Raw genomic sequence first — 24,510 nt, 5'->3', positions numbered from 1 at the left:
TTGAAAGCGCTCAGTCCCCCAAAGTTGCCCCGCGCCCACCGCCTTCGCGCCGTCGTCGGCCTCGCCTTGCTCGCGACGGCGTTTTCGCTGACAGCCTGCAAAAAAGACGCCCAAAAGAGCGCACGCGCAGCGGACGCCGAGTCGAGCGCCGAGGGCTCAACCAAGCTTAAGATGCTCAAATGGTCCCAGGCCGACGCGCCCCTTGAGGCCCGCGATCTGCGCGCGCCCGACCCGTTGCTGCGCACCCAGCTGAAGCTTACGCCCAGCCAGAAATTCCCCGGCTGCGCCGAACTTTTTGAAGAAGACGGGCATCTTAAACAAGAATTCCCGCTTAAAGATGGTCCGCGCCGGGCGCTGCACATCGCCGGCTGCGCCCCCGAGGCCTATGAGCGCCTCGAAGATGGCACGCGCTATATCGCCTACCCGACGCCGCTGGCGAAGTTGAACGACGAGCTCGACTCCCCCACAAAAGCCTACCCCGAAGAGGCCTCGGACCTGCGCCTGCTCGCCTACGGCCCCGACGGCCAACTCGCCTGGCACGCGCAGATGGACCGCTCGGCCAACGCGATGAACTTCCGCGCGAATTTCCGAAGCTCCTATATCGCGCCGCTGCTGCCGCGCCTGGTCTGCTTCGGCACCCTGTGGCAGGGCGGCACCCAGGCAAGCTGCGTGGACGCCGAGGCCGGCAGCGTGACCTGGAGCGGCATCATGCCCTTCTGGTCGGGCATCACGCCGCAGCCCAACGCAACCAGCCTCGTCGGCGCGACCCTCAAGCGCCTGACGCGCCGCTATCCCTATAACGGGGTCGAAATGCGCGCGGTCAAATTCGACAACGTCGGCGGACGCTCCAGCTTCTATGCCGCCCACCCGGGGCAATTATTCTTCGCCTCCGCCCACGCCGAGACGCCGCACCTGAGCGCCTATAATCTCGACGATTTTTCCGAAGCCTGGACGCTTGAATTGCCCGGCCCGCCCGACCCAAATTGGCGCTATGTCTCGGCCGCTCTCGACCTCTTACTCCTAAAGATCGACGACACCATTCACGCCCTGCGCGCCACAACCGGCGAGCGCCTGTGGGCGGCCAAGATCGGCCCGGACCAGGCGCCGGTGGTGGCCCTCGACGGCACTCTATATCTCTTGCATCGCCGCGAGTCGGGCCCCAATCGCCTCTTCGCGCTCGACCCAGAAACCGGCGAAATCAAAGGGTTTTCACCGGTTTCGTACGGGTCCCTGGCACTGGTACAGATCGAAGATACGCTCATCTTGCGCAGCGTGCGCGCGGTGCAACAAGTCATCCTTTCGGACGATGATTCTCAAGAGGCCACGCCGTGAGTGATTTCGATAAATTAAGCCCCGCCGAAGAAGCCGACCTCAGCGCGTCGAGCGACGAGAGCGCCCCCGGCGCGCCGTCGAAGCTGATGGAGCCCAAGACCATCGCGCGCGAGGTCAGCCTGATCTTCGTGCTCAGCCTGCTGCTCGTGTTGGGCGTCGTGCTGCTGGGCAATGTCGTGCCGCTGGTGCAGCAGAACCTCTACGTGCTCGTCGCCAGCATCTTCGTGGGCGTGCCGTATTTTTGGCTGCGCCACCTGCGCGCCGACTTCGACCACTTCGGCCTGACCTACGCCCGCGCCGGGCGCGGCATCCTCTGGGGGCTACTCTTCACGGCGCTCACCCTGGGCCCGTTCGCCATCGGCTACGCCGTCTGGCAGCAGCAGATCCTGGGCAATGAGCTCGATTTTTCGAGCGATAATTTTTACCAATGGCCCCTCGAAATAAAGGGCCGCCCGGCGGGTTGGGACGCGCTCACAAACCCCGCCAACACGAGCGCCCAAACCCCCACCACGGCGATCGGCAATGGTCGGGTCTGGCTGTGGACACAGGGCTCGACGCTGCGCATCGGCGTGGCCTCCGGCAGCGGCCCGGTCGACCTGTATTTGCAGGCAAACCGGACGCTCGCCCCCGATATCCGCGGCCCAGCAAAGCTCATGCGCGAGCACAGCGCCGACGCTAACCGCGCGACGATTCGCCTCGACCAGGCGAACGCGCACAGCGAGATCATCTTCAAGCACCGCAAGGGCGAGCCCGTGCCGAAGATGCTCAAGGTGCACGCCAAAAACCTCGACACCGGCGACTCGATCGCGGTCTTCCAGGGCCCCAAAGAGGCGCGCGGCAGCGGCATCCTCACGGTCAAACGCGGCCTGGGCTGGGTCCTCTTATGGCTGCTCACCGAGATCATGTTCATCGCCCTGCCCGAGGAGTTCTTCTATCGCGGCTACCTGCTGACGCGGCTTAAACATTTCTTTGATATGCGCGTATTAAGGCGCGCAAAGAGCGCCGCGGGCGACGATAAACCCTCGCCCAAACCGCGCCGGCGCATCCTGGGCATCTCGGCCGAGAACCTCACCGTGAGCCTGCTCTTCGCGGTGGGACACGTGCTCATCCCCATCGGCGGGGTGCTGCTCATCAGCCGGGCGTCGGTCTTCTTCCCCTCGCTCGCCTTTGGTTGGCTGCGCGAGCGTACCGACTCCATCGTCGCGCCGGTGGTCTACCACGCCGCCGCCAATATGATGGTCCTTCTCGCCGCGCCGCATTTTTTCTAAAGTCTCATCGACGACAGCCCCTCGCCCCCGGACGCCCCCATGCTCCCAAACCTCATCCCCATCCTCGCCAAATCGGAGATCAGCGCCCGGTGGGCGCTGTTCACCCTCGGGCTGGGCGCGCTTATCTTCATCTATATTATGCTGCGCCTGCTGCTCGAATATCTGAAATCTCGCAAAAAAACATAACCTCCCCTGGGAACTCAGACGCCCCACCGCTGTCTACCTTCATGTGGTGGTCACCGATTGCCTCTGATGAATGGATGATGGCTCGCTAAATGATATCACGACCTGAGCGACAATTAATTGCGGCGCTCAAAAAGCGTGACGAAGACGCATTTACCGAGCTGGTGACCGCGTATCAGCAGCGGGTCTTCAACGTCGTCTACCGCATCGTGGGCGACCGCGAGGAATCCGAGGATGTGGCCCAGGAGGTCTTCGTAGCGGTCTTTAAATATATTGACTCTTTTCGCGGCGAGTCGAAGTTCTCGACCTGGATTTACCGGATCGCGAGCAATCGAGCGCTCAATCGAGTCAAATATCTAAAGCGGCGCTCCTATAAGAAGCACCAGGATTTCGAAGACACCCCGGACGCCACCCTGCAGGCCAGTGGCACGCAGAATACGATGGCCCAGCCCGATGAACACGCGCTGGGAAACGAGCTGCACACCATCATCAACGCCGGGCTGGCTACCCTATCCGAAGAGCATCGCACGGTCGTCGTGCTGCGCGATGTCGAGGATATGAGCTACACCGAGATCGCCGAGGCATTGGAGGTCGCGGAGGGCACCGTAAAGAGCCGACTCTACCGGGCACGCGCGGCGCTCAAAGACTATGTCGCCACGCGCTACGCCCCGGGCGCGGCGAGCGCTAAAAAGAAGAACGCTGGACTCACTGATACTGCGAGTAAATCATGAGCATATCACCCAAATCCAACCTCTCCGAACTCCCCGAAGACTTCGATTCCCTGGAGGATATCGCCCGCCAAGATATGCAATTTATCGCGTATCTTGAAGACGATATGACCCCACAGGAGCGAAATGAATTTCGCGCCGAACTGCTGCGCGACCCCGAACTTCGCCGCGAATTCGACGCCTTCAGTGAGATCATGGGCGCCACGCAGTCGCTGCCGGCCGAGCCGCTCCCCGCGGATTTTCTCACCAAGGTACAGGCGCGCATCCGCGCCGAGTCGGGCGGACGCTTCTTCAACCCACAGGCGCCGCGCCGCTCGTTTATCCCGTACGAGGCCGTGTCCGCGGCGATGATCTTGCTGATGGCCGCGGCCTGGATCGCCCTGGGAACCCCGCGCGACCACCATATCAAACACGTCGACGTCACCACGCCGCCGCAGTTGCACACCAGCCCCGCCACCCACCGCAACTAAGCGGCTCGCCACATTTCGGCCGGTAGGACGCAGCCACTCAGGTCTGCGCCCACTCTATGGCGGCCGCCTTCTCCTCAAAAGAAAACGCCTTCACCTCGATATTCGGCGTCAGCTTATCCCCCACCCCCGAGACTCTCTGCATCCAGCGGGCGTCGGTAACCAAGGCCTTTTTCTTAAAGCGATTAAAATTGCTCAACGCGAATTTAAGATCTTTGAAAAACGCGTCGAGCGAAAAACCCTTAAACGACACCAGCTCAACGTAGAGTCGCAGGTCGGACTGCGACTTCATCTTGGCTTCCAGGACCTCGATCAGCGCCTCGAATTCGGGCGTCTCGATCTTGCCGTCGACGCGCATCCCCACCGTATTTTCAGCGTCCATCTTCAGAATCGTGAGCATAAAGCCTCCTGTCGGTTCGTGATTATTTCGCCTGCATAAAATCGTTGAGCATCTGCTTTAGCTCATCGGCGCGCTCCTTCTTCTTGGTGCGCAAATTCTCCTGCTCACCCGGGTCATTGGCCAGGTCATAATACTCCTCGACGCCGTTGGTCAGGTCCATGATGAACTTCTCGTCGCCCAAAATGATCGCCTCGTGATGCTCCTTCCAATTGGTATAGGGGAGCAATTGGGCGAAGACCGGGCGCTTGGGCGCGCCGCTTCGGCCGAGCATCGCCTCGACCAGGCTCTGGCCCTCAAAGACCGAGGGGACCGAGACCTTGAAGAGCTCAAGCAGGGTCGGCGCGACGTCGACCAGACTCACGGGGCCTTTGACCCGACGCGAATGCCAGCCCGGCACGCGGATAATCAGCGGCACCTTTAAGATCTCATTATAAAGGGTCTGTCCGTGGAAATAATACCCATGCTCATTAAAGCCCTCGCCGTGATCCGAGGTGATCACCACGATGGTGTCTTCGTAGAGATTCTCGGATTTTAACTTCTCGATAATCCCGCCCACATAGGAGTCGGAGAAGGCGATCTCGGAGTCATAGGCGTTGACGTGGCGCTCGTAGGTATTGCTCCCCTTGCCGAAATCAAAATCGGCGTGCGGAATCCAGCGCGCGTGCGGGTCGAAGAGGTGCACGAAGAGCGAGAATTGCTCCTTATCGTCGTGCCAGGCCTTGGCCAACTCCTCGATCTTCGGCTCGACCTTCTTCCAGATCGCCGGCGAGGCGATGGCGTCGTTGGACTCCGAGATGCTGCCGGCGCCCTCGTTATCCCACTCGGTGAACCCCTGACGAATGCCCTGCTCTTCCTTAAAATAGAAGTGGCTGCTCATGCCCACGTTCTTATACCCGGCCTCCTGGAGCACCTCAAAAAAGCCGAGGTTTTCGGGCAAAATAATCGGGTAATTCCAATTATGCCGATACCATTTCAGCCGGTTCGGATAGCGGCTAAAGAAGAGCATCGGGATGCTGCGCGGGGTATGCGGCGCCGGGGCGTAAGCGTCCTCAAAGAAGACCGATTCCCTGGCCAGCGCGTCGATATTCGGGCTGGTGTCGCGCTCATAGCCTGCGAACCCCAGGTGGTCGACGCGAAGCGTGTCGACCAGGATCATCACCAGGTTCGGCGGCGGGTCGGGGATATTCGCCGCGACGTTGGCCGCGTTGGTGTGCGCGGTGTTGATGGCGCGGTGCACCGTCTTATAGCCCTGAGAATCCTTTAGTTTGGGGGGCGCGGCGTCGGCCCCCGAGCAGCTCTCATCGATGCCGTTGTTTGGGATGTCGTGGGCGCCCGGGTAGATATCGGGGTTGCTGTCGTCGCAATCGTTGCCGCCAAAGCCGCCGGCGAAGCCGTCGCCGTCTCGGTCCGCCAGCGGCTGCAGCAGCATCGCGGTCTTGGAGAAGAGCGCCGAATCCCGCGTGGTCGCCCGGCGCATCGCGGCCGAGGAGCTCGTCGCGTCATAGGCCGCGCCCAGGCAAATAAAGGCGACGAGCGCGCCGATCAGCCCGCTGAACCGCCACGCCTTATGCTCGATCTTGACGCGCTGCATCAGCCCGAAAACTAGCGGCGTCAGCAACATCGCCGCCAGCGCCATGCGCACCAGCGTCGCGCTCCACACCTTGAGCCCCATCGCGTATTGGTACCCAACGATCGCCGCCACCAGCAGGCCAATGGCATAGACGCCCAGGACCAACGAGGTCGCCCGCGGGGTCGACGCCTCGGCGTCGCGCACCGGAAAGAGCCGCGAGAATATCGCATAGAAGATTCGATAAACCGGCGCAGACGCCGCCATCACACCCACCGACAACAACACCGTCCCCAGGACCAGGCCCAGCGCCTGAAAGGTTGGCTGCACAAATTTCGAGGTCACGGCCAGATGCAAAAGCCCCACGCCCGCGCCCAACACGCCCGCCATCACCGGCGCGCTCAGCAGGATCGCGGCGCTTCGCAGGTCCACCTTCGGGCGGCGCAGGCGCTCCCGAAAATCTTCGCCAAGCACCCCGCCCCACGCACCGATGAACCCACCCAATAGCGCGCCGAAGATAATCTGCGGCGCGCCCAGCAGGCCATAGGCGCTCACGGCGTAGGTGAGGCCGATTCCACTCATCGCATCGCCCATCGCCGAACGCGTGGCGATGAAGCTCCAAATGCTCAAAAGAAGTCCAGCGAACATGCCGGCGCGAAGGCCGCGAAGCAGGTAATTCATGGTAGTCGGTCACAAGAGAAGGCTACTGATAATGCCGCGATTATATCCGCTATTGCCAATATCAGAGCTCCCCTAAAAATTCTACGCCAGCGACCCGCTGATCTGCCCGAAGTCCCGAAACTCCCAACAGAAAGCCCCGCAGCAGCCGCCCGCCATCATGCCCCAGAATGTCGTGGAAAAATTCGACCAAGAAACAAAAAACGCCTCTTAGAAATAAGAGGCGAAACAAAAAGAGTAGCGCTCAGAGGACGTTGACGTAGTCATAGGACATGAACTTGACTAACGGCCTGGGGGGATTGCATGTCGACCGTCCTCCGAACGCTACGTGGCCATCATATGGAAGCGTGGGCGTATGTCAACAAGTATTTTACAATTTAACCGGCATTTTCCAATAAATTTGTAATTCACCCCCAAAAAACCAAATTCTGCGTGTATCGTATCAAAAAGAAACGATTCTGGCCCAGATTAGAATCATAATAAAGGTTGCAATCATGCCTCGATCACTTCACAATAATTCTACGATCGCCTATTTTGCGAAGATGCCACACGGCATCGGCTCGAATGCTGGGGCTATTCAAGTTATTTTGCGAAACGACCCGAACGCGGGCGTGTAGATTTCATCACCAGGCCCTGAGCTTGGCCGGTCGATAACGCGACCGATCCCCGGTAGCATTGCTGTAAACATTCCCACCTTGAGTAGCATCATGACTTTGGCGAACACCGCACCCGACGCACCCAGCTCGGCCGCAGATGGCGAGCGATTCGGCGTGCATTGGTCTGTTGAGCAGACGCTCACGTTTATCAAAAATTGTTACGATCGCGATGCCTTGCTCGACACGCTTCTCGGATTTTCCCAGCGCTGCCTGAGCAACCGGATGGTGCTATTATTGGGCAAAAACCAGGCCAAACCCTATCGCCTGCAGGGCTGGCCGGAGCTGGACCCTCGATTTAGAGATCGCCAAACCCTGGTGGGCGTAAAGATTGACCTGGCCGAAGACGCCCCGTTTTTTGAAGACACGCCGGCCTCCGAAGAACAATTGAGCTACGCCGAGGCCAAGCGCCCCGAAGATATCGGCATTGGCCAACTTTTTGTCGAGCTGACCCTCTTCCCGCCCGAACGTGTCGTCTTTCAAACCGTACGCATTGGCGCCTTCCCGGCCATCGCCCTCTTTGGCGAGCCCCTCAAGGATGCCTCGGCCGACAAAAGAGAACAGCTTCAGACCTGCGCCCAGGCTGTCGGCGCGCAGCTCACCGAGATCCTACGGCTGACCCGCTCGGACGCGCTCCCCCCCGCGGAACAGCGCATCCCGGCGGCGCCGCTCGTCGACCCCGCGCCCCCGGCTGAGCAAGCTGCGCAGCCCGCGCTTGAAGCTCAAGAAGAGGCCCCAGATATCTTCGAGGAGGACGACCTGATCATCCCCGGCCTCGCCGTGGAGTCTTCGGTCTCCGAAGAAGTCTTCAAGGCCCCACCGAACCCCGGCGCCACCGCCTACGGCCTCCCTTTTGCGGACAAGCCAGGGCAACCGAAATCGGCGGCGGCGGCAACCTCGTTTGGCCTTCCGTTTATCGACGCAAAGATTCCAGATGAACTCGACCCTCCGCGCTTCTCAGCTCCCGAGAGTGTCGTCGAAGAGACGAGTGAGCCAGGCGCGGACGCATCGCCCGTGGTCGGGCGCGAGGTTAGCGAAGTTAGCGAGCTTAGCGAAGCCAGTAGTGTCAGCGAAATTAGCGAGCTTAGCGAAGCCAGTGAGGTTAGCGAAGTTAGCGAACTCAGCGATTCGATCTTCGAGCCGCAAGACGATATCTCACGCGAGGCGAATCCCTTCGCGGAGCGCCCCCCCAGCGCCCTCTTGAGCCCGCCAAAATCAAGCACCATGGAAGGTGGGTTCACCGTCGATCACTTCGCGCCACCCGCCGATGATGCCGACGACCAGGACACCCCGGCGGAGGCGGTCGAAACCCCGGCGGAGCCCGAGGTCGCCCCGGCAAAAGACGCGAAGCCGACGCGCGGCTCTGGCGCGCCGAAGGCCCAGATCCTGCGGCATATTTCCCTCAAGCACGGACGTAAAACCGGCGCGCAGCGTGCGTCACTCGGTGCCGCCTCGTCGTCGCAGCCGTTATTCGCTGAGGAGTCGTCATTTGGGCTTGAGCGGTCGGTTTCTTCTGAACCTTCGCTCGCTCAAGAGCCGTCTTTTGCGCCCGAACCATCGCTCGCTGACGAGCCCTCATTTGCGCCTGAGCCATCGCTCGCGTCGTCCGAACTCGCGCCTTCCGAAGATGCCTTCGCGGACTTCCCGGGCGCGGTAAAGGTCGATCGCTATCAATATACGGTGCCGACCCTGCCGCCGGTCGAAGCGCACGGCCCGATGCTCGCCGAGCTCGCGTCAATGGGAGCGCAAGGCGCTGAAATCGCGCGCAAATTCCTGACAAACACCAGCATTGAAGTGCGCTTTTACGCGACCTATCTCTTCAGCAAACTCCCGGCGGAGCAGGCCGTTGAGCCCTTGCTCGAGCGCCTCTTCGACCGAGACCAACAGACCCGAGAATGCGCGAGGAATATCATCCTCGCCCATTATCACCACACCCGTCGGCGCGGGGAAAACTGGCTCGACACCCAACTTCGCCCCTTCCTGCACGCCACCCTGGCGAGCGAAGGCGAGGAGTTGCGCACCGAGGTCGCCGCTGGCCTGCTCGGCGCGGTACGCGACGCTCAATCGGTCGACATCTTAATCGAGAGCCTCGACCGCTTTCAGGGGCGCACCCAGGAAAGCATTCAGCGCGCATTGCAGACCATCACCTACCTGGACCTGGGACCCTACGCGATCGAGTGGAATAGCTGGCGTGGGAGTAACCCCCGCGGCCTCAAGACCAACGCTCAGGAGCGCGGCGAGTGGATCGTCGACGCGCTAAACGCCCCATCGCTCGAGATTCGTGAGATGGTGTATGAAGAGATTTCGCGCTTCCAGCGCCTCGACCTAAATTACCACCCGGAGCAGCCCGAGAAGCTGCGCATCCGCGCTCAAGAAGATATGCAGCATTGGCTGACGCTCTACCCGCCCGAATGATCAGGCTCGCTCCCGAATATAGATAATCCCACGGTCGGCATCCAAGGTGATCAAATCACCGGTGTTAATCCGCTCGGTCGCCCCCTGGGCATTGACCACCGTGGGGATTTGGTATTCGCGCGCCACGATACACGCGTGGCTCAGCGGCCCGCCCAGGCTCGTCACGATGCCCGCGGCGATCAGAAATAACGGCGTCCAGCCAATGTCGGCGTAGGGCGCCACGAGAATCTCACCCGGCTCAAGATACGCGTCTTTATTGGGGTCTCGAATAATCCGCGCGCGCCCCGTCACGCGCCCAGCGCTTCCGGGGAGCCCGCGGATTTCGTCGAGGCTCTGGGCGTGGACAGGCGCTCGAGGGTCCGAAGCCTCGAACTTGTGCGCGTCTTGGATGCGCTGCCCCGTCGCGACAAAGGTATCCGGCGGGTCGGGAAGCGCGGCGTTCGCCTCGTGCATCGCACGCGCGACCAAAACGCGAATCGCGAGATCGGTCGCGCTGCTCATATTGTATAGCCAATTCTGCAGGTCCTCGACGCGCAGATAGAAGACGTCTTCGGGCTGTCGGATCGCCTCCTGAAGCACCAGGCGCCGCCCGCACTCCAGAAAATAGCGCCGATAGATATCCAACGAGTCGACCACCCGCGCGCGCATCACCTCGCGCTGGCGAGCCTGGGCGCGCGTCAGGCGCAACAGCCCGCGGAATACGCCCGAGATCCCGGCCGGGAAAAACCGCTCAACCTCAGCGCGCACTTGCGCGCGCGCCTGCGCTCTGACCCGCTCTAACTCGCGCGCGCTGGGCAGGCGCGGCGCGCGAATATAGCCGGCGATGACCTCGAATAGGAACCCGGCGTCCTCGCGCCAGCGGGGCGTGGCGAGCTCCGCCTCGCGGGGGGCGCGGTGGCCATGCAGCTGGCGAAACCTGGCGAACGCAGCCAAAAAACCATCGACATCGTCGTGGCCCTTCAACCCCCGGAGAACCCCCAAGACCTCACCGGGCGCGTGGTCGGTGATGGCATTGCGCAGCCGGTGCGAACGCCGCGCCAGCCGCCCCAACTCCATCAGGTCATACCCCGCCTGAGCGCTCTCAACGTCGAGCGCCCCCAATAGGGTTTGCTCCTGCCCCGCGCTCTCCTCCCCGGCCCACAGGCGCATCGCCTCGCGCATCAAGACATAGCTCATCAGGAAATTCGAACTGCACGCCAGCATCACCAACCCGGTGCGCGCAAATACCCGGTCAATCTCATCGAGCTTGTCGCGAAACTCAAGGTGACTTAATTGGCTTAAATCCTGCTCAAAATACTGGTCTCGCCAATCCTTAAAATGCCGACTCCAAAACGGCGCGACCAGCGGCGTAGTAAGCTGGGAGGCCGCGATCTTTAGCGCGGTCCTGGGCAGCCGGAAGAGAAACTCGCGCGAGTCGCGTTGCTCATAATTTCCGTCGAGCGCCGCGATATCTCCCCCGCCCGCCATCTCGAAGAGGGTCTGCGGTTTCAGCAGCGGGATCGCGCTGGCGATGCTCATAAATTGGGATAGGTTCAGGTAAATGCGACCCCGAAAAGCGCCGACGAGCTCGTAGTCCTCGGGCACCTCGAGCCCCAGGGAGCCAAAGGCGCGCTCAAACCCCAGACGACTAAAGCCCCGAATAATGCTCCAGGTCAGCGGCGTCGCCACCCCGGGCAGCGCCTCGCCGACATTGACATTGGTCCACACCGCCGCGACCGGCGCCGGCGCCGCCCCGGCCGGCTTGGCCGAAGTCGTAATCGGGCGCGCCTGCAATAGATATAGGGTTGGCCGGATTCCGTGCGCACTCTCGGCCCGCGCCGACGACGCCGAGACCGCCCGCGGCGCATACGCCCACTCGATATCCATGGGCTCCGCGAAGGTATATTCGAGCTGGCGCGCGCAGGCCGCCAGCTCCTTAAGCTGCCCCTCATCGAGCAGCGGCTTCGCCGTGGCCTCATCACCCGCCCCGTCTCCGGACTCATAGCCCTCGACATAACCACTGGACTTTTCCAGGTAATAGGTCTGCGCCGAACCCCCTTCCACCACCTGCAAGCCCATGCCTTTGGCGGCGTTCACCACGATCTGCTCAGCCTCGGCCGACAGCGGGTTCTGGCTAAACATCACCCCGGCACAGCCCGGCGCGATCATGCGCTGAATCACCACGGCCATCGAGCGCGGCTTGCCCCCCAGGGTGAGCCCGTCACTGTAGAGCATCGCCCCCGTCTCATAGAGGCTCGCCCATACCTCGCGCAGCGCCCCGAAGATCTCGTCGCGCGTCTGAACCCCCAGGACGGTCTTCTGCTGCCCGGCGAAACTATGGCCGGCAGCGTCTTCGTCGAGCGCCGAGGAGCGCACCGCCCAGCCGAGCGAATCCGCCGACGCCGGCCACCCGGGCTCAATGGCGCGCATCTGCGCGTCGACCTCGGCCACAAGCTCCTCGCTCAGCTCGAATCCCAATAACTTCTCGCGCAATTCGTCGAGGGACTCGACCCGATGGACACAGCACGCCAGCGCCTGCTCGAAGGCGTCGCTTAAAATGCAAAACGCCGGCGGCACATCGAACCCCTGGCGCACCAGCAGGTGCAGACCGTTCGCCTTGCCACCGGCACGCGCTGCCGGCCAGATCGCCCCGCCCACGCGCGCGCTATAGCGAAAATCCTGCGCACCGGGCGGCATGATTTCGTCGTGTTCCTTCGGATTCATTCGCGCCGGGCCTCGCATGGGGCTTCCTAATTTTTAGCCAAGATTATTCAGCCGGAGGTGCCGTCCCTTCAAGATACAGAAGCACCAGATTCTCCACGACCTCGCGCGCCGGAATATCATCCAGCACGCCGTGCACCACATATTCCTGAATCACCCGCTCCACCATGCCGATGGTCATATAGGCCAGGACGCGGTTATTTCGCCGAGCGATAAGCCCACGATCGAAGAGGATCGCGTTGAAGCTGCTGAGCATCGCGCCCAGGGTCTCGTAGAACTCGCGGATCATCTCCTTAAATTCTTTGGACACGGTGAGGGCTTCGCGAAAGAAGATCTGAGTGTGCTCGGGGTTCTCCGTGAGCACGTCGGTCAGCATCAACCCGACGCGAGTCAGGTCGCCGCGCAATGCCTCACGGGTGTCGAGATCAGACGGCTCCCAATCCGCGATCGTCCCCACCACCATCGCCAAGAAGTCGTTTAAAATCTCGCCGAACAGCGGCTCTTTCCCCTCGAAATACAGGTAGAAAGTGCCCTGAGCGACGCCGACTTCCTTGACGATCTGGGAGACCTTAGCCGCATGATACCCATGCTTGGCAAAGATATGTACACCCGCCGCCTTGATCTCGTCGCGCCGGTCTTCGCGTCGTTGCTCGCGCCGGCTGAGTTTTTCGTCATTTGCAGTCATACGTATTCTGGATGCCGAATTATCTTAAATTTCAAGCAAATATGGACAATATTGCGCCCATTTCTCGGGGCAAATACACCGCGGAAGTATGCCGCTTTCCCTGCAGAACGCAAATAAATCGCTCGCCCCTCAAAGCTAGGCACTCGTGGGTCTTTCCCCATACTTTCAGGGGCGAGCGCGGCCTCAGCAGGCCAGACTTCAGGGGCAAGCGATTCACGAAGGGGTCAGTCTTTGGGCGTGCGCAGCAAGTCGACAAAAGCCTTCCCCATCCCCAATAGCTGCCCGCCAAGCACCGAGTGAAAGAGACGCGTCATCGCCCCATATTTTCCGTGATAGGGGAACCAGACCGCCTCGCTATCGAAGCGCCCGCTCGAGATCATCACCGCCTTGGCGTGCATAAAGGTCAGCAGACCCTCGTCGCCGTGGTAGCGCCCGAAGCCGCTAGACTTCACGCCGCCAAAGGGCAACTTCGGATTGCCCACCGACTGCACCAGGTCGTTGATGCCGACCTGCCCGCACTCCATCTGCGACGCGATGCGCCGCCCCTTGTCGATATCCGAGGTCCACACCGACCCGGTCAGCCCGTATTGGTGGTCATTGGCCAGGCGAACCGCCTCCTCTTCGCTGGCCACCTTGATGACCGGCAGCACCGGGCCGAAGGTCTCTTCGCGGTAGATCAACATCTCGGGGTCCACGCCGGTGACCAGCGTCGGCGAAAAGAACATGCCTGGGCGGTCGATGCGCTCGCCGCCGCACACGATATTGGCGCCGGCCTTCTTGGCCTCGGCCAGGTGCTCCTCGATCGTCTTGAGCTGCGGGGCGAAGGTGATCGCGCCCATGTCGACGTCCTGGGTATCGCCGACCACGATCGCCTCCATTTCGGCGCGCAATAATTCGACGAATTCGTCGTGCACCGACTCGACCACAAAGAGGCGCTCCACCGAGGTGCACATCTGCCCGCCGTTGACCAGCGCGCCCCACATCGCGCCCTTGGCGGCGCGTTTGAGGTTCGCGTCGGCGCACACGATCATCGCGTCCTTGCCGCCCAACTCCAGCTCCACCGGGATCGGCTTCTTCGACGCCGCGGCCATTACCTTTCGGCCCGTGTTGACCGACCCGGTGAAGAAGACCATGTCGATATCGGCCTCGACCAGCGCCGCGCCGGTGCTGCCATCGCCCTGCACCACTTCAATGACGCCCCGGGGAACCTTCGCTTCCTCGCAGAGTTCGCGGATCAGCTCACCGGTCAGCGGCGTGACCTCCGAGGGTTTAAGCACAACCGTATTGCCGCCGATAATCGCCGAAATCACCGGCACCATCGACAACTGAAATGGGAAGTTCCACGGCGCGATCACGCCGATGACGCCCATCGGAAAATACTCGATATGCGCCTTTTTGCCCGGAAAGAGCATCCCCGGCCAGACCTTCTCAGTCTTGAGAATCTTCTCGGCGTTGCGCCGATAATGGTCGATAAATAGCGGCACCACCAGCATCTCGGTCATCAGCGCGTCCAGCAGCGCCTTGCCCGTATCCTCGCTGATCCGACGCGCGAACTCCTCGCCGCGCCGGTCAATAATCGCGCGCATCCGCTCGAGCACCTCGAAGCGCTCGTCCATCGTGCGGTTTCGCCAGGCCACCGACGCCTCGCGCGCCCGCGCCACCGCCTCATTGACCTGCTCGGGGGTGCTGATCTCGAACTCCCCCAACACCTCCCCGGTGACGGGACTGGTCTTCCTAATTACACTCATCTTATCTCCATTCGATTGATGCGCCGCCACTGCGAAATTATTGGCCTATCAATAGCATAAGTCGGGGTGGCAAAAAATGTTACGCCAAAGCTAGTCACAAGCGCCCGGAAGTCCCGAGATTTCGGGGCGAACCGAGTTTTTTGCACTCATCGCTTGACTCCGAGGCTTCGCGGCTTATGTTCCCTGCACGTCGCACCTGGAACTAACAATTTACCCACACTGAATGGAGAAAATGAATGGGTCATTACGGCGAACACAAACTTCCTGAGCTTCCCTACGCATACGACGCACTTGAGCCCTTTATCGACGAGCAAACGATGCGTTTGCACCACGATATCCATCATAACGGCTACGTGAATGGGTTGAATAAGGCCGAGGCCGACCTGGCTGCGGCGCGTGAATCCGGCGATTTCTCGAAGATTGCCGATATCCAGCGCCGCCTGGCGTTCCACGGCTCGGGCCACGTCAATCACACGCTCTTCTGGCGCAATATGTGCCCCCCGGGAGACTATAAAGATCCCTCCGGCGACCTCGCCAAGCAGATCGAAAAAGACTTCGGCAGCCTTGAGAACCTCAAAGCCCAATTCGCCGCCGCCGCTAAAACGGTCGAAGGCAACGGGTGGGGATTCCTGGTCTGGAGCCCCGAAGGCGGCTACCTCACGACCGTGGCGGCTGAGAACCACCAGAAGAACTTCGTTAACAACCAGATCCCCCTGCTCGTCCTCGACGTGTGGGAGCATGCTTATTACCTGAAATACCAGAATAAGCGCGGCGATTATGTTGAGAACTTCTTCAAAATCGTGAACTGGGAGAACGTCGCGCAGAACTTCGCGAACGCAAAAGCCTATAACTTTCCCAAGAAATAATAGGCCCTCCTAGCGAGCATTTGCGCTCAATAAAAAGCCCCGCCACGTTCGCACACGTGGCGGGGCTTTTTATCTTGGGACGCTCAGCGGCCCCTATTTGCTCTGGCGTCTATTCGGCCGCCACTGGCAACCCCGGCGCCCCCTCGGCCGGCTCGTCCTTCTGCGCTGCCCCCGCCTCAAAAGCCAACAGCATCCCCGCCGCGCTCATCAGGCGCACCACGTACAGGTCGCCGTAGTGCAGGTTCTCGCGGAAATACTCCACATTCTCGCGCGGCGCGCTGCGCACAAGGTGCTCAAGATAGGCGTAATGCGTCGCCGGCTCCTCGACCGCCGCGACCAACGCCCGGGTCTGGGCGTCGTCCTTAACCCGCAGCAGCAGCAGCGCAGCCAACGCGTTCTCCTTTTCCTCGCCGGCCCCGGCGAGGGCGCTGAGTGGCTCAAGAAGATGCTCCAGGACCTTATTTTGAGCGTCGTTGTCGACCACATCCCTCAGCAGCGCCAACGTCTCCAGGCGCCCTTCCTTCTCGCCGAGCTTCGCCGCCAGGTCTTTGGCCCATTGCTTCGGATAGTGGGTCGCCAACTCCTCGGCCAAAAGCCGGCGCGTCGCGAAATCGCTCTGCGCCATAATCTCCATAAACGCCGACGCCTCGGCGAATTTATGGCCCGCGTAGAAATCAACCGCCACGTCGCGCACTTCGGGGCGCGCATCCTGCATCGCAATCTTGAGCGTAATGGCCGCGTCTTCGGACGGATTCGCGCTCAGCGCTTCGAGCACCTCGATGGCTTCGGCGACGCTGGCGTTCTCCAGATAGGACTGCGCCTGGACCAGCAAGTCGGTATTGCCATTTGCCACCAGCCCCAGCGTTGCCGCGCGGACCAACGCCTTATCGATGCGCTCGGGCACGACCAGAAGGCCGGTCGAGCCTATCTGAGTCGAGTCGACGATCGCCTGAAAACTATCGCTCGCCGCGGCCACCCGCGCGCGCCCCAGGATCTCGGCCGCCGCCAGGCGTTTGGCCCGCGGCGCCTTCGGATCGCTCAGCGCCGCCAACATCGGCTGCGCCCGCTCCTCCTCGCCCGCCTCCACCAACGCACGCAGCGCCATCGCCCCGAGCACCGGGTCCGAGTCATCGATAAATTGACCGATCTCGGGGAACAGCGTGTTCTGCAGGTAGGTCGTTTTTTTCTGCGCCTGAGCCTGGCGCAGCCGGCTCAGCGGCCCCTGCTCAAACGCCACCCGGCGCAGCTTCGGGTCGCTGCTATTAAGAGCGCGCCCGGTCAGCACCCGCCGAAGTTGGGCGGAGCCGTACTCCGAGACCGCCTCCAGGATCGCCATCTTCTCGGGCGACTTGGCCTCATTAAAACTGCGCACCGCCACGCGCCGAATATCTTTATAATCATTGGCCAATAAAACACGCAGCGCGGCGACCCGCACCATCGGCGACGGGCTGCTCTCCACCAACGCCTCGGCGTGATGATTGAGCGCCGGGTTCCCGATGATCTCGAGCACCCGCAGCGTCTCCGCCTGCACGTAGGGGTCGGAGGAGAAACCAATGCCCGTGCTCAACACGGTGTCGACCTCGCGCCGCTCGGCTTCACCGAACGTCTTCGGGTCGCAACTCAAGGCGCCGATGCACAGGATGAGCAGACAACACACCACCAGACAGCGCCGCGCGCCCCCCGCCCACAGCCGTGCCTTCATTCGTATATTGGGCGCCAATTGAGTCATCCTTTCTCCCCAGCGGCGTCGCCCGGCGCGTCGGCTGCCTTCTCACGGTATTTCTCCGTCCAACGAATCATCCGGCGCAAGATGTCCGCCCACGGCTCTTCGTTCAAAATCTCGTGATAGAGCTTCGGGTAGATCTCCAGCTCGCGCTCGTCGCTGCCCATCTTATGAAAGACCTCCTCGGCCGCCTTCACGTCGACCAGGCGGTCGGTGCCGGCCAGCAAGAAGAGGAACGGTTGGGTCAGCGTATTCGCGCGCTTCATCAGCTCTTCCTGGGCGCTTAACACCTCGGTAAACCAGCGCGCCGACACGACCGACAGCCCCAGCGGATCGGCCTTATAGCCGTCCGTAACTTCCTTGAGGTGGCTGACCCACTCCGCGTCAATGCCGTTGGGCAGCGTGAGCGACGGCCAGATATCGCTCATCAATCGTCCGGCCGCCGCCTTGATCGGGTTGACCTTGACCGCCAATTTGCAGGCCGGGCTGCTGACCACAAACCCGCTGACATCCTTGGGCTGCGTGAGCGCATAGCTCAACACGATCAACCCGCCGTTGGAATGCCCAAAGCTAAAGAGCTTCTGCGCCGGCCACTGCGCCCGGGCATGCATAATAAGCAGCTCATAGTCGCGCACATAGTCGGAGAATGACTTCACGTGCGCGCGCTTTCCGCCGCTTCGTCCATGCCCGCGCGCGTCGATCGCCATCACCGCATAGCCCGCCCGACACAACGCCCCGGCCACGTGCTCATAGCGCGCCGAGTGCTCCCCAAACCCATGCATCAGCGCGATGACCCCGCGCGTCGGCCCGCCCTCGGGCGCCCAGGATTGCCAGAAAAGATGCACATCATCGAAGCTATTCCAGAAGCCCTCGGCGCGCGTGATAGGCTCGTCTTCCTCGAGCGCGTGCGCCGGCGCGAGCCCCGAAAAATCGAGCGCATCAATCTGCGCATCGGACAAAAAACTCGCCTCACCGCTCACCTTGTCAGCACTCAAGAGCATTCCTCATCGCTTAGTTGGTTATCTCAGGGGCGCGCATAGTCTACCCAATCAACGCGCGCCACGCATCGGATATTTTTGAAAGAATCGTAGCTCGCCCGGAGTTTAGCCCAGTGAGCGATAAACGTGAAGCAGCGCGCGGGCCACGCGCGCGCCGCCCGCCCCTACGCCCGGTAATTAAGCAACTTCTCCACAAACGCGCGGCTGGTCTCCAGCGGGCGCGCCGACTCCTCGGGGGTCAGCGAGAAGATAAGCTTCATCTCCTCGGTCAGGCGCAGCCGGCCGCGGGTCTCGTGGATAAACGCGACGACCTTCTCGGGCGCGAGGCTCGTGCGCGGGTCGAGCTCGATGCTGATGGCGCTCGGCCCGCAGTCAAAGCGCGTGGCGCTGAGCTGGCGACACGCCGCCTTGATCGCGATGACGTCGCGCAGGTTGCGCACCTCTTCGGGCGGCTTGCCGAACCGGTCCACCAACTCGTCGAACACATCGAAGAGCTCGTCGCGCGTGCGCGCCAGCGAGAAGCGCTTGTAGAACATCAGGCGCAGCGACGTCGCCTCGATATACGACGACGGGATAAACGCCTCGACCGGCATATTGACCTCCGGCTCGATGTCCTGGTCCCCGTCCAGCCCGCGCATCTCGTTGATCGTCTCCTCCAAAAGCTCGGTATACAGGTCCAACCCGACCGCCTGCACATGCCCCGACTGGCTGTCGCCGAGCAGGCTGCCCGCCCCGCGAATCTCCAGGTCATAGGTCGCGACCTGGAACCCGCTGCCCAACTCGGTGTGCGTCTGAATCACCTCCAGGCGCGCCTGGGCATCCTTGGGGAGCAGGCGATTCGGCGGAATAAGCAGATACGCGAACGCGCGCTCCGACCCGCGCCCGACCCGCCCGCGCAACTGATACAGTTGGCTTAGGCCGAACAGGTCGCAGCGGTCGATGATGATGGTATTCGCGTTCGGGATATCCAGCCCGCTCTCGATGATCGCGGTGCTCACCAACACATTCGTCTCGCCCTCGATATACGAGAGCATCACATCCTCCAGCGCGGTCTCCGACATCTGCCCGTGCCCCACCGAGATCCGGGCCTCCGGCACCAGCTCGCCGATGCGCTCGGCCAGCGCGTCGATGGTCTTGACGCGGTTATGCACCACGAAGACCTGCCCGCCGCGCGAGATCTCGCGCATGATCGCCTCGCGCAAAATCCCGTCGGACAACTTCGCCACGTGCGTGCGCACCGCCAGCCGGTTGTGCGGGGGCGTGGCGATGATCGACAGGTCCCGGATCCCCAGCAGGCTCATCTGCAGGGTGCGCGGGATCGGCGTGGCGCTCAGCGTCAGCACGTCGATGTTGGTGCGCATCTTCTTGATCTTATCTTTGTGCGTCACCCCGAAGCGCTGCTCCTCGTCGACGATCAGCAGGCCGAGGTCGCGAAAATTCACATTATCCGACAGCAGGCGGTGGGTGCCGATGAGGATGTCGACCTTGCCGTCGGCCGTGTCGGCCATGATCTCCTTGGCCTCCTTGGGCGTGCGAAAACGGCTGATGGCCTCGACCCGCGCGCCGAATTTCTCGCAGCGCTTTCGAAACGAGATCCGGTGCTGCTCGCACAGGATCGTCGTCGGCACCAGCACCGCCACCTGCTTGCCATCCATCACCGCCTTCATCGCCGCGCGGATCGCCACCTCGGTCTTGCCAAAGCCGACGTCCCCGCAGACCAGCCGGTCCATGGGGCGCTTGCCCTGCATATCCGAGAGGGTGTCGCGAATCGCGCGCGCCTGGTCCGGGGTCTCCTCAAAGGGGAAGTCCTCCTCGAACTCGCGATAATAATCGTCCGGGGCCGAGAACCGGTACCCGCGCGCCAGGTCACGCTGGGCGTACAGGCGCAAAAGATCGCCGGCGATCTCGCGAATCTGCTCCTTGACCCGATCTTTGGTGCGCTCCCAACTCGACCCGCCCATCTTATCGAGGCGCAGCGAATCCGAGGCGCTGCCGATATATTTTTGCACCTTCCCCAGCCGGTGCACCGGGATGTAGAGCTTCGCCCCGTCGGCGTACTCAAGGTGCAGGAAGTCCGCGTTTATTTCGGCCACTTCGAGGTTGACCAGGCCGTGGTATTTACCGATGCCGAAGTCGACGTGCACCACATAATCACCCGGCTTGAGATCCCTAAAATGGGTGATCTCAGCGTGCTCGGTGATCGACTTGGTCTCACGGGTCGCCACGCGTTTCCCGAAGACCTCCTCGCCCGAGATAAGACATAGCCCCAGGTGCTCGGAGCGAAATCCCGCCGAAATCGTGGCCTTATAGACCTCAATGAGCCCCGCCGGCGGCGGCACCGGCTCGCCGACGTCGATCGGCGGCTCCATCTCCATGGCGTCCTCGCCGTAGCTCTTGAGCAACGAGACCAGCCGGTCGACCTGACCCGCGGTGCGGCAGGCAAAACAGATGCGCCCGTAATTTTGCTTCCACTGCTGCAGCTGCTCGACCAGCGCCTCGATGGTCGCCTGCACCCCGCGATTCTCTTTGCGAAGGCGCACCACATCGGTATTCGGGCGCGCCGAGAACACGAACGAATCCTCGCGCCGGGCCAGGGCAAACGCCATCTCTTCGGTCGCCTTCGGCGTCTTCGCCCGGTGCATCGCCACGCGGCGAAACTCCAGGCGCTCCGTGCGCCCCTCGACCCACCCGAGCATCTCGGGCGCCTCGCGATAATATTGGTCCACCGGGAAGACCAACTCCCCCTTCTCGATCTCGCGGGCGTATTCAGCGCGCTGGTTCTCGATCAGATTCTGCGCCTCCTGCAGCGCCGCCTCCGGCTCGACCAACACCACCAGAGCGTTCTCGGGGATATAGTCGAGCAGGTCATTTACCTCGGCGTGCAGCGCGGGCAAGAGCGCGTCGATCCCGATAAAATGCAGGCCCGCCTCGAGATCCATGGTGATCTCGCGCACCTTGCGGCTCGAATACCCCAGGCTCTCGGCCAACGCGCGCAGCCGGCCGCGCGAGTCGCGCACCAGCTGCTCATCGAGGATCTCCTGGCGCGCGGGGATGATCTCGACGCTCAGATGCTCCTCAACGGTGCGCTGGGTCTCCGGGTTGAAGCTGCGGATCTCGTTCACCTCGTCGCCCCAGCGCTCCACGCGCATCGGATAGGCGCTGGCGGGCACGAAGATATCGATAATATCGCCACGAATCGCGAAGGTGCCCGGGTCCTCGACCACCGCCACCTCGCCGTAGCCGCTATTGGCCAGATAGACCCGAAGATCCTCGTTGGCCATCTCGTCGCCCAGCTCGTAGCGGCGCGTAAACGCGCGCATCGACTCGCGCCCGATGGTCTTTCGCAGCGCCGCCGCCACCGGCGCCACCGTATAGCGCGGCGGGTGCTCCCCGCCCAGAAGATGCAGCACCCCCAGGCGTTGCATCATCAGCTTTCGCTCCGGCGAGGCGCTGTGGTACGGGCCGATGTCGAAGTCGGGATAATGGACGACCTGGTCCAACAACCCCTCGTAGGGCTCGCTGTCGCTGAGCACGAAGACCCCGAGGTCGTCAGCCAATTCGCGCGCGTCGCCCTCCGACGCGCTTAAGATCACCAGCGGCCGATGAATCCGATGGCTCAAATCTGCCAGGATGCACGCGCGCAGCGCCCCGCTCGCCCCGCTTATCTGCAGGTGCGCGGGCCCCGCGTCCTCGCCATCCACGCCCAGGCGCTCCATCAGATCGTCGATCGGGTAGCGCCCTTCGAAGTCGGGCTCCAGGCGCGACTGCTCCTGCTGCTGTTGGGCCTCTTTGATCTCAAGCTGCTGCGCGTCTGCCTCGGTGGCCATCGTCTTCCCCGCTAAGAGTGCGTCTGACATGGTGAGCTGTTCGGGATAATCACTGCTATTTTCGCTGCTCATGAGGCCTTCCGCGTTATCACTAAGAGAATTCGGCCGACCCCAAAAAAGAGCGGGCCCGAACAGTTGCCGTTCGGAATAATCACCGGCTCAATGGCTGTCAATCAGGCGAGCGCCTCCCGGCGCCGGCGACCACCATTTGAGAAAGCACGAAGCCCACACGCTATTCCTCCACCCCCGGCCTACTTCTTGCAATTCCCTATATCCTCGATGTCTTTGGGCACTTCGATACGCTCATCGCTCGACTTGGCGGCGCCGAATCTCGCACACAGACTTCTGACCGGGTCTTCTTGATTCACCTCAAACACTGCGGTATATTTCGGCAAGGCCATGATCCAAAGTTTGATATGGTAACTCCTCTGGGTTATGTTGACCCGTCCTAACCGACACCGGCTTGATTATGAATGACATGGATAAAACACAGCTTAGCTTCGAAGCGTTGAAGGCGGCGTTCGCGAATTTCCACCAGGATGATTCCGGTGTGGCGATGACCGAATATATCATCGTCTTTACCCTGATCAGCTTCGGGGCCACGATCGCGTTGATCGGGACCGCTGTTTATATCAAGGCGTACCGAGACTTCTTGGTATGGTGGTTGGGACATCCTGCGGTTTGACTCCGGGGTCGGCAGTCCCGGTGTTGCGACACAATGTCACACACCAAAAACTGCCAGATTCCAAACTTCAGGAAAATTTAGGTCCCTGAAGATGTTTTTCGCAGATAGTTTAGTTTTTTTATCAAAGTTGGATCGGAAGTTGCTTTATTTGTTTCGTGTAATGAGGACAGTCGCGTAGATGCGCTGCCTGAGAAACGAAAACCCAAATCGACCTGATTTATAGACTTTCGCGAGTCGGGGCCAGGTCATCAATCCCTCGAAAGGAGAGCAAAATGAACAATTTCAAAGACATGTTGGTCGCGTTCAATAACGATGAAGACGGTGCCACCTCGACCGAGTACATCATCCTCCTCATCCTGATCGCCTGCTTCGTCATCGCGATCGTCAAAGTGTTCGGTACCACGATCAGCTCGAAATTCTCCACCGCCAACAGCGCGGTCAAAGGTAAGGTCACGTTCTAAGACCTTCCTCGGAGCGTAGCGCGCACCCCGTTGGGCGCTGCGACCCGGAGTTTCAGGCAACTGAAATGCGCATCGAGGCCTGACCCGGCGTTTAAGCCAGGTCAGGCCTTTTTGTTTATTGATTTTCCTGCGCCAATTTTTGATATTTGGGCTACGTCATTTTCCACGTCGAATTTCTTTACTGATGCTGTTGGAAGTCGCTATGAACTCACCGCGCGTTTGTCGGCAAATCTCCCCCCGGGCACTCCTGCTGCTGAGCCTGCTGTTGATTGGACTTGGGAGCCCCACACTCGCGGCCGCCGGAGAGCCCGACCGAACCGAGAGGACGGCCCAGGACTCGGGCGGCTCGACCGGACAATCCATCACCACGCGCGCCCAGGGCAAGCGGGGAACACGCCCGAAGTCCAGCCAAAGACGCCGCAGCACCCGAAGCGGGGCGAAGACCCGCAAACGCGCGCCCCGCCAGGTCACCGTGCCGGTGGAACTCGGCGTCGGCCCCGCATTCTTTGCCTTCTCAAACCCCATCAGCGGCGGCGAGGTCCTCGGCGGCCCGCTCACCGAAGGGCAGATGTTTCACTACGGTTTGCGCATCGATATTGCGGCGATTATCACCTACGATTTCGTGCGCAAATACCCGCGCCTCGTCCCGCGCAAATACCGCTCGATGTTCAAGCCAGGCAGTGAGTTTCGCTACACCCCGGGCATCCTCGCCCTCATCCCGCGCGACATCATCATCTCGCCAAAGCTCAATGACACGGGCGTCTACGGCGCGAATTGGCAGCTGCTGGGTATCGGAATTGACCTGCTCAGCTCGCCCAAGGCGAACCTGAACGTGGGCGCCGGGCTGCTGGCGACCTACGCGTATATCGACTCGGACTTGCCGAATACCTCCACGCACTTCCTGCGCCCGGGGGCGTCGGTTGGGTTGTCGGCCGGCGCGATGCTCACCGACACCATTGGGCTGCGCCTCGGGTGGAACTCCAACTTCTATATTCCCCAGGAGATCGGCGGCGGAATCCTCGACATGGGCGAAGGAGACCGCTCGTTGTGGCATATCGGCGAGGCATATCTTCAGTTGCGCGTGCGCTTCCCCTACACCACGACCCTCTGAGTCGCCGACGGGCAG

Annotated in this window: 18 protein-coding genes; 10 read left to right on the top strand and 8 right to left on the bottom strand. The window is 61.6% G+C overall.

The window, feature by feature from the left end; all coding sequences use genetic code 11:
* From plbQ to DN745_RS00635, 5 genes are all read left to right on the top strand, one after another.
* Window positions 1-1,332 carry a PLuB system PQQ-binding repeat protein gene (plbQ, locus tag DN745_RS00650; RefSeq protein ID WP_111331195.1) on the top strand — a complete coding sequence of 444 codons (1,332 nt, stop codon included), beginning with the start codon at window positions 1-3 and terminating at the stop codon, window positions 1,330-1,332.
* Window positions 1,329-2,600: a myxosortase MrtP gene (gene mrtP, locus DN745_RS00645; RefSeq protein ID WP_111331193.1), complete on the top strand. Its 1,272-nt coding sequence runs from the start codon at window positions 1,329-1,331 to the stop codon at window positions 2,598-2,600. Before plbQ ends, mrtP begins: the two co-directional genes overlap by 4 nt.
* A 39-nt stretch (window positions 2,601-2,639) precedes the next feature.
* On the top strand, window positions 2,640-2,786 hold the full coding sequence (locus DN745_RS19105) for a hypothetical protein (RefSeq protein ID WP_162687368.1): 147 nt from the start codon (window positions 2,640-2,642) through the stop codon (window positions 2,784-2,786).
* Between the two features lie 89 nt (window positions 2,787-2,875).
* Window positions 2,876-3,514, top strand: coding sequence for an RNA polymerase sigma factor (locus DN745_RS00640; RefSeq protein WP_111331191.1), 639 nt, complete (start codon window positions 2,876-2,878; stop codon window positions 3,512-3,514).
* Window positions 3,511-3,981, top strand: coding sequence for an anti-sigma factor family protein (locus tag DN745_RS00635; RefSeq protein ID WP_111331189.1), 471 nt, complete (start codon window positions 3,511-3,513; stop codon window positions 3,979-3,981). The genes DN745_RS00640 and DN745_RS00635 overlap by 4 nt, the downstream gene beginning before the upstream one ends.
* 37 nt (window positions 3,982-4,018) lie before the next feature.
* Here the strand turns inward: DN745_RS00635 and DN745_RS00630 are convergent, their stop codons facing one another.
* Both DN745_RS00630 and DN745_RS00625 read right to left on the bottom strand, forming a co-directional pair.
* Window positions 4,019-4,378, bottom strand: coding sequence for a SpoIIAA family protein (locus DN745_RS00630; RefSeq protein ID WP_111331187.1), 360 nt, complete (start codon window positions 4,376-4,378; stop codon window positions 4,019-4,021).
* A gap of 22 nt (window positions 4,379-4,400) precedes the next feature.
* Window positions 4,401-6,626, bottom strand: a complete 2,226-nt coding sequence (locus DN745_RS00625) for a sulfatase-like hydrolase/transferase (protein ID WP_111331185.1) — start codon at window positions 6,624-6,626, stop codon at window positions 4,401-4,403.
* A 704-nt stretch (window positions 6,627-7,330) separates the two neighbouring features.
* Between DN745_RS00625 and DN745_RS00620 the strand changes: the two genes are divergently transcribed.
* Window positions 7,331-9,691 carry a hypothetical protein gene (locus DN745_RS00620; protein WP_111331183.1) on the top strand — a complete coding sequence of 787 codons (2,361 nt, stop codon included), beginning with the start codon at window positions 7,331-7,333 and terminating at the stop codon, window positions 9,689-9,691.
* Here DN745_RS00620 and DN745_RS00615 read toward each other — a convergent pair whose 3' ends face one another.
* From DN745_RS00615 to DN745_RS00605, 3 genes are all read right to left on the bottom strand, one after another.
* A complete protein-coding gene (locus tag DN745_RS00615; RefSeq protein WP_162687367.1) occupies window positions 9,692-12,394 on the bottom strand; it encodes a PEP/pyruvate-binding domain-containing protein in 2,703 nt (900 codons plus the stop codon).
* Window positions 12,395-12,437: 43 nt separating this feature from the next.
* Complete coding sequence (locus DN745_RS00610) at window positions 12,438-13,076, bottom strand: TetR/AcrR family transcriptional regulator (protein ID WP_111331179.1); 639 nt, start codon at window positions 13,074-13,076, stop codon at window positions 12,438-12,440.
* A gap of 224 nt (window positions 13,077-13,300) precedes the next feature.
* The gene (locus DN745_RS00605; protein ID WP_111331177.1) at window positions 13,301-14,824 is read right to left on the bottom strand and encodes an aldehyde dehydrogenase family protein; all 1,524 of its coding nucleotides are present in this window, start codon (window positions 14,822-14,824) and stop codon (window positions 13,301-13,303) included.
* 236 nt (window positions 14,825-15,060) lie between these two features.
* Here DN745_RS00605 and DN745_RS00600 point away from each other — a divergent pair, with 236 nt between their 5' ends.
* Entirely contained in the window at window positions 15,061-15,690 is a 630-nt protein-coding gene (locus DN745_RS00600) for a superoxide dismutase (protein ID WP_111331175.1), read from the top strand.
* Window positions 15,691-15,799: 109 nt separating this feature from the next.
* Here DN745_RS00600 and DN745_RS00595 read toward each other — a convergent pair whose 3' ends face one another.
* The 3 genes from DN745_RS00595 to mfd all read right to left on the bottom strand — a co-directional run bounded on the left by DN745_RS00595 (window position 15,800) and on the right by mfd (window position 22,310).
* Window positions 15,800-17,419 carry a HEAT repeat domain-containing protein gene (locus DN745_RS00595; protein ID WP_133622131.1) on the bottom strand — a complete coding sequence of 540 codons (1,620 nt, stop codon included), beginning with the start codon at window positions 17,417-17,419 and terminating at the stop codon, window positions 15,800-15,802.
* Window positions 17,416-18,408, bottom strand: a complete 993-nt coding sequence (locus tag DN745_RS00590; protein ID WP_162687366.1) for an alpha/beta hydrolase — start codon at window positions 18,406-18,408, stop codon at window positions 17,416-17,418. Before DN745_RS00590 ends, DN745_RS00595 begins: the two co-directional genes overlap by 4 nt.
* A gap of 167 nt (window positions 18,409-18,575) precedes the next feature.
* On the bottom strand, window positions 18,576-22,310 hold the full coding sequence (mfd, locus tag DN745_RS00585; protein WP_111331169.1) for a transcription-repair coupling factor: 3,735 nt from the start codon (window positions 22,308-22,310) through the stop codon (window positions 18,576-18,578).
* Between the two features lie 397 nt (window positions 22,311-22,707).
* Here mfd and DN745_RS00580 point away from each other — a divergent pair, with 397 nt between their 5' ends.
* The 3 genes from DN745_RS00580 to DN745_RS00570 all read left to right on the top strand — a co-directional run bounded on the left by DN745_RS00580 (window position 22,708) and on the right by DN745_RS00570 (window position 24,495).
* The gene (locus tag DN745_RS00580) at window positions 22,708-22,923 is read left to right on the top strand and encodes a hypothetical protein (protein ID WP_133622130.1); all 216 of its coding nucleotides are present in this window, start codon (window positions 22,708-22,710) and stop codon (window positions 22,921-22,923) included.
* Between the two features lie 272 nt (window positions 22,924-23,195).
* Window positions 23,196-23,384 carry a Flp family type IVb pilin gene (locus tag DN745_RS00575; protein WP_111331165.1) on the top strand — a complete coding sequence of 63 codons (189 nt, stop codon included), beginning with the start codon at window positions 23,196-23,198 and terminating at the stop codon, window positions 23,382-23,384.
* A 202-nt stretch (window positions 23,385-23,586) separates the two neighbouring features.
* Window positions 23,587-24,495 carry a hypothetical protein gene (locus DN745_RS00570; protein WP_204355060.1) on the top strand — a complete coding sequence of 303 codons (909 nt, stop codon included), beginning with the start codon at window positions 23,587-23,589 and terminating at the stop codon, window positions 24,493-24,495.
* Window positions 24,496-24,510: the final 15 nt, after the last annotated feature.

The sequence above is a fragment of the Bradymonas sediminis genome (assembly GCF_003258315.1).
Lineage (GTDB): Bacteria > Myxococcota_A > Bradymonadia > Bradymonadales > Bradymonadaceae > Bradymonas > Bradymonas sediminis.
The sequence above is the reverse complement of the archived record's forward strand: the minus strand, read 5'-3'. Positions and strand labels throughout refer to the sequence as shown.

Bases quoted from the DNA above. Each gene is read 5' to 3' on its own strand.
- DN745_RS19105 (WP_162687368.1), top strand. From the start codon at position 2,640: ATGCTCCCAAACCTCATCCCCATCCTCGCCAAATCGGAGATCAGCGCC.
- DN745_RS00640 (WP_111331191.1), top strand. From the start codon at position 2,876: ATGATATCACGACCTGAGCGACAATTAATTGCGGCGCTCAAAAAGCGT.
- DN745_RS00635 (WP_111331189.1), top strand. From the start codon at position 3,511: ATGAGCATATCACCCAAATCCAACCTCTCCGAACTCCCCGAAGACTTC.
- DN745_RS00630 (WP_111331187.1), bottom strand. From the start codon at position 4,378: ATGCTCACGATTCTGAAGATGGACGCTGAAAATACGGTGGGGATGCGC.
- DN745_RS00625 (WP_111331185.1), bottom strand. From the start codon at position 6,626: ATGAATTACCTGCTTCGCGGCCTTCGCGCCGGCATGTTCGCTGGACTT.
- DN745_RS00620 (WP_111331183.1), top strand. From the start codon at position 7,331: ATGACTTTGGCGAACACCGCACCCGACGCACCCAGCTCGGCCGCAGAT.
- DN745_RS00615 (WP_162687367.1), bottom strand. From the start codon at position 12,394: ATGAATCCGAAGGAACACGACGAAATCATGCCGCCCGGTGCGCAGGAT.
- DN745_RS00610 (WP_111331179.1), bottom strand. From the start codon at position 13,076: ATGACTGCAAATGACGAAAAACTCAGCCGGCGCGAGCAACGACGCGAA.
- DN745_RS00605 (WP_111331177.1), bottom strand. From the start codon at position 14,824: ATGAGTGTAATTAGGAAGACCAGTCCCGTCACCGGGGAGGTGTTGGGG.
- DN745_RS00600 (WP_111331175.1), top strand. From the start codon at position 15,061: ATGGGTCATTACGGCGAACACAAACTTCCTGAGCTTCCCTACGCATAC.
- DN745_RS00595 (WP_133622131.1), bottom strand. From the start codon at position 17,419: ATGACTCAATTGGCGCCCAATATACGAATGAAGGCACGGCTGTGGGCG.
- mfd (WP_111331169.1), bottom strand. From the start codon at position 22,310: ATGAGCAGCGAAAATAGCAGTGATTATCCCGAACAGCTCACCATGTCA.
- DN745_RS00580 (WP_133622130.1), top strand. From the start codon at position 22,708: ATGAATGACATGGATAAAACACAGCTTAGCTTCGAAGCGTTGAAGGCG.
- DN745_RS00575 (WP_111331165.1), top strand. From the start codon at position 23,196: ATGAACAATTTCAAAGACATGTTGGTCGCGTTCAATAACGATGAAGAC.
- DN745_RS00570 (WP_204355060.1), top strand. From the start codon at position 23,587: ATGAACTCACCGCGCGTTTGTCGGCAAATCTCCCCCCGGGCACTCCTG.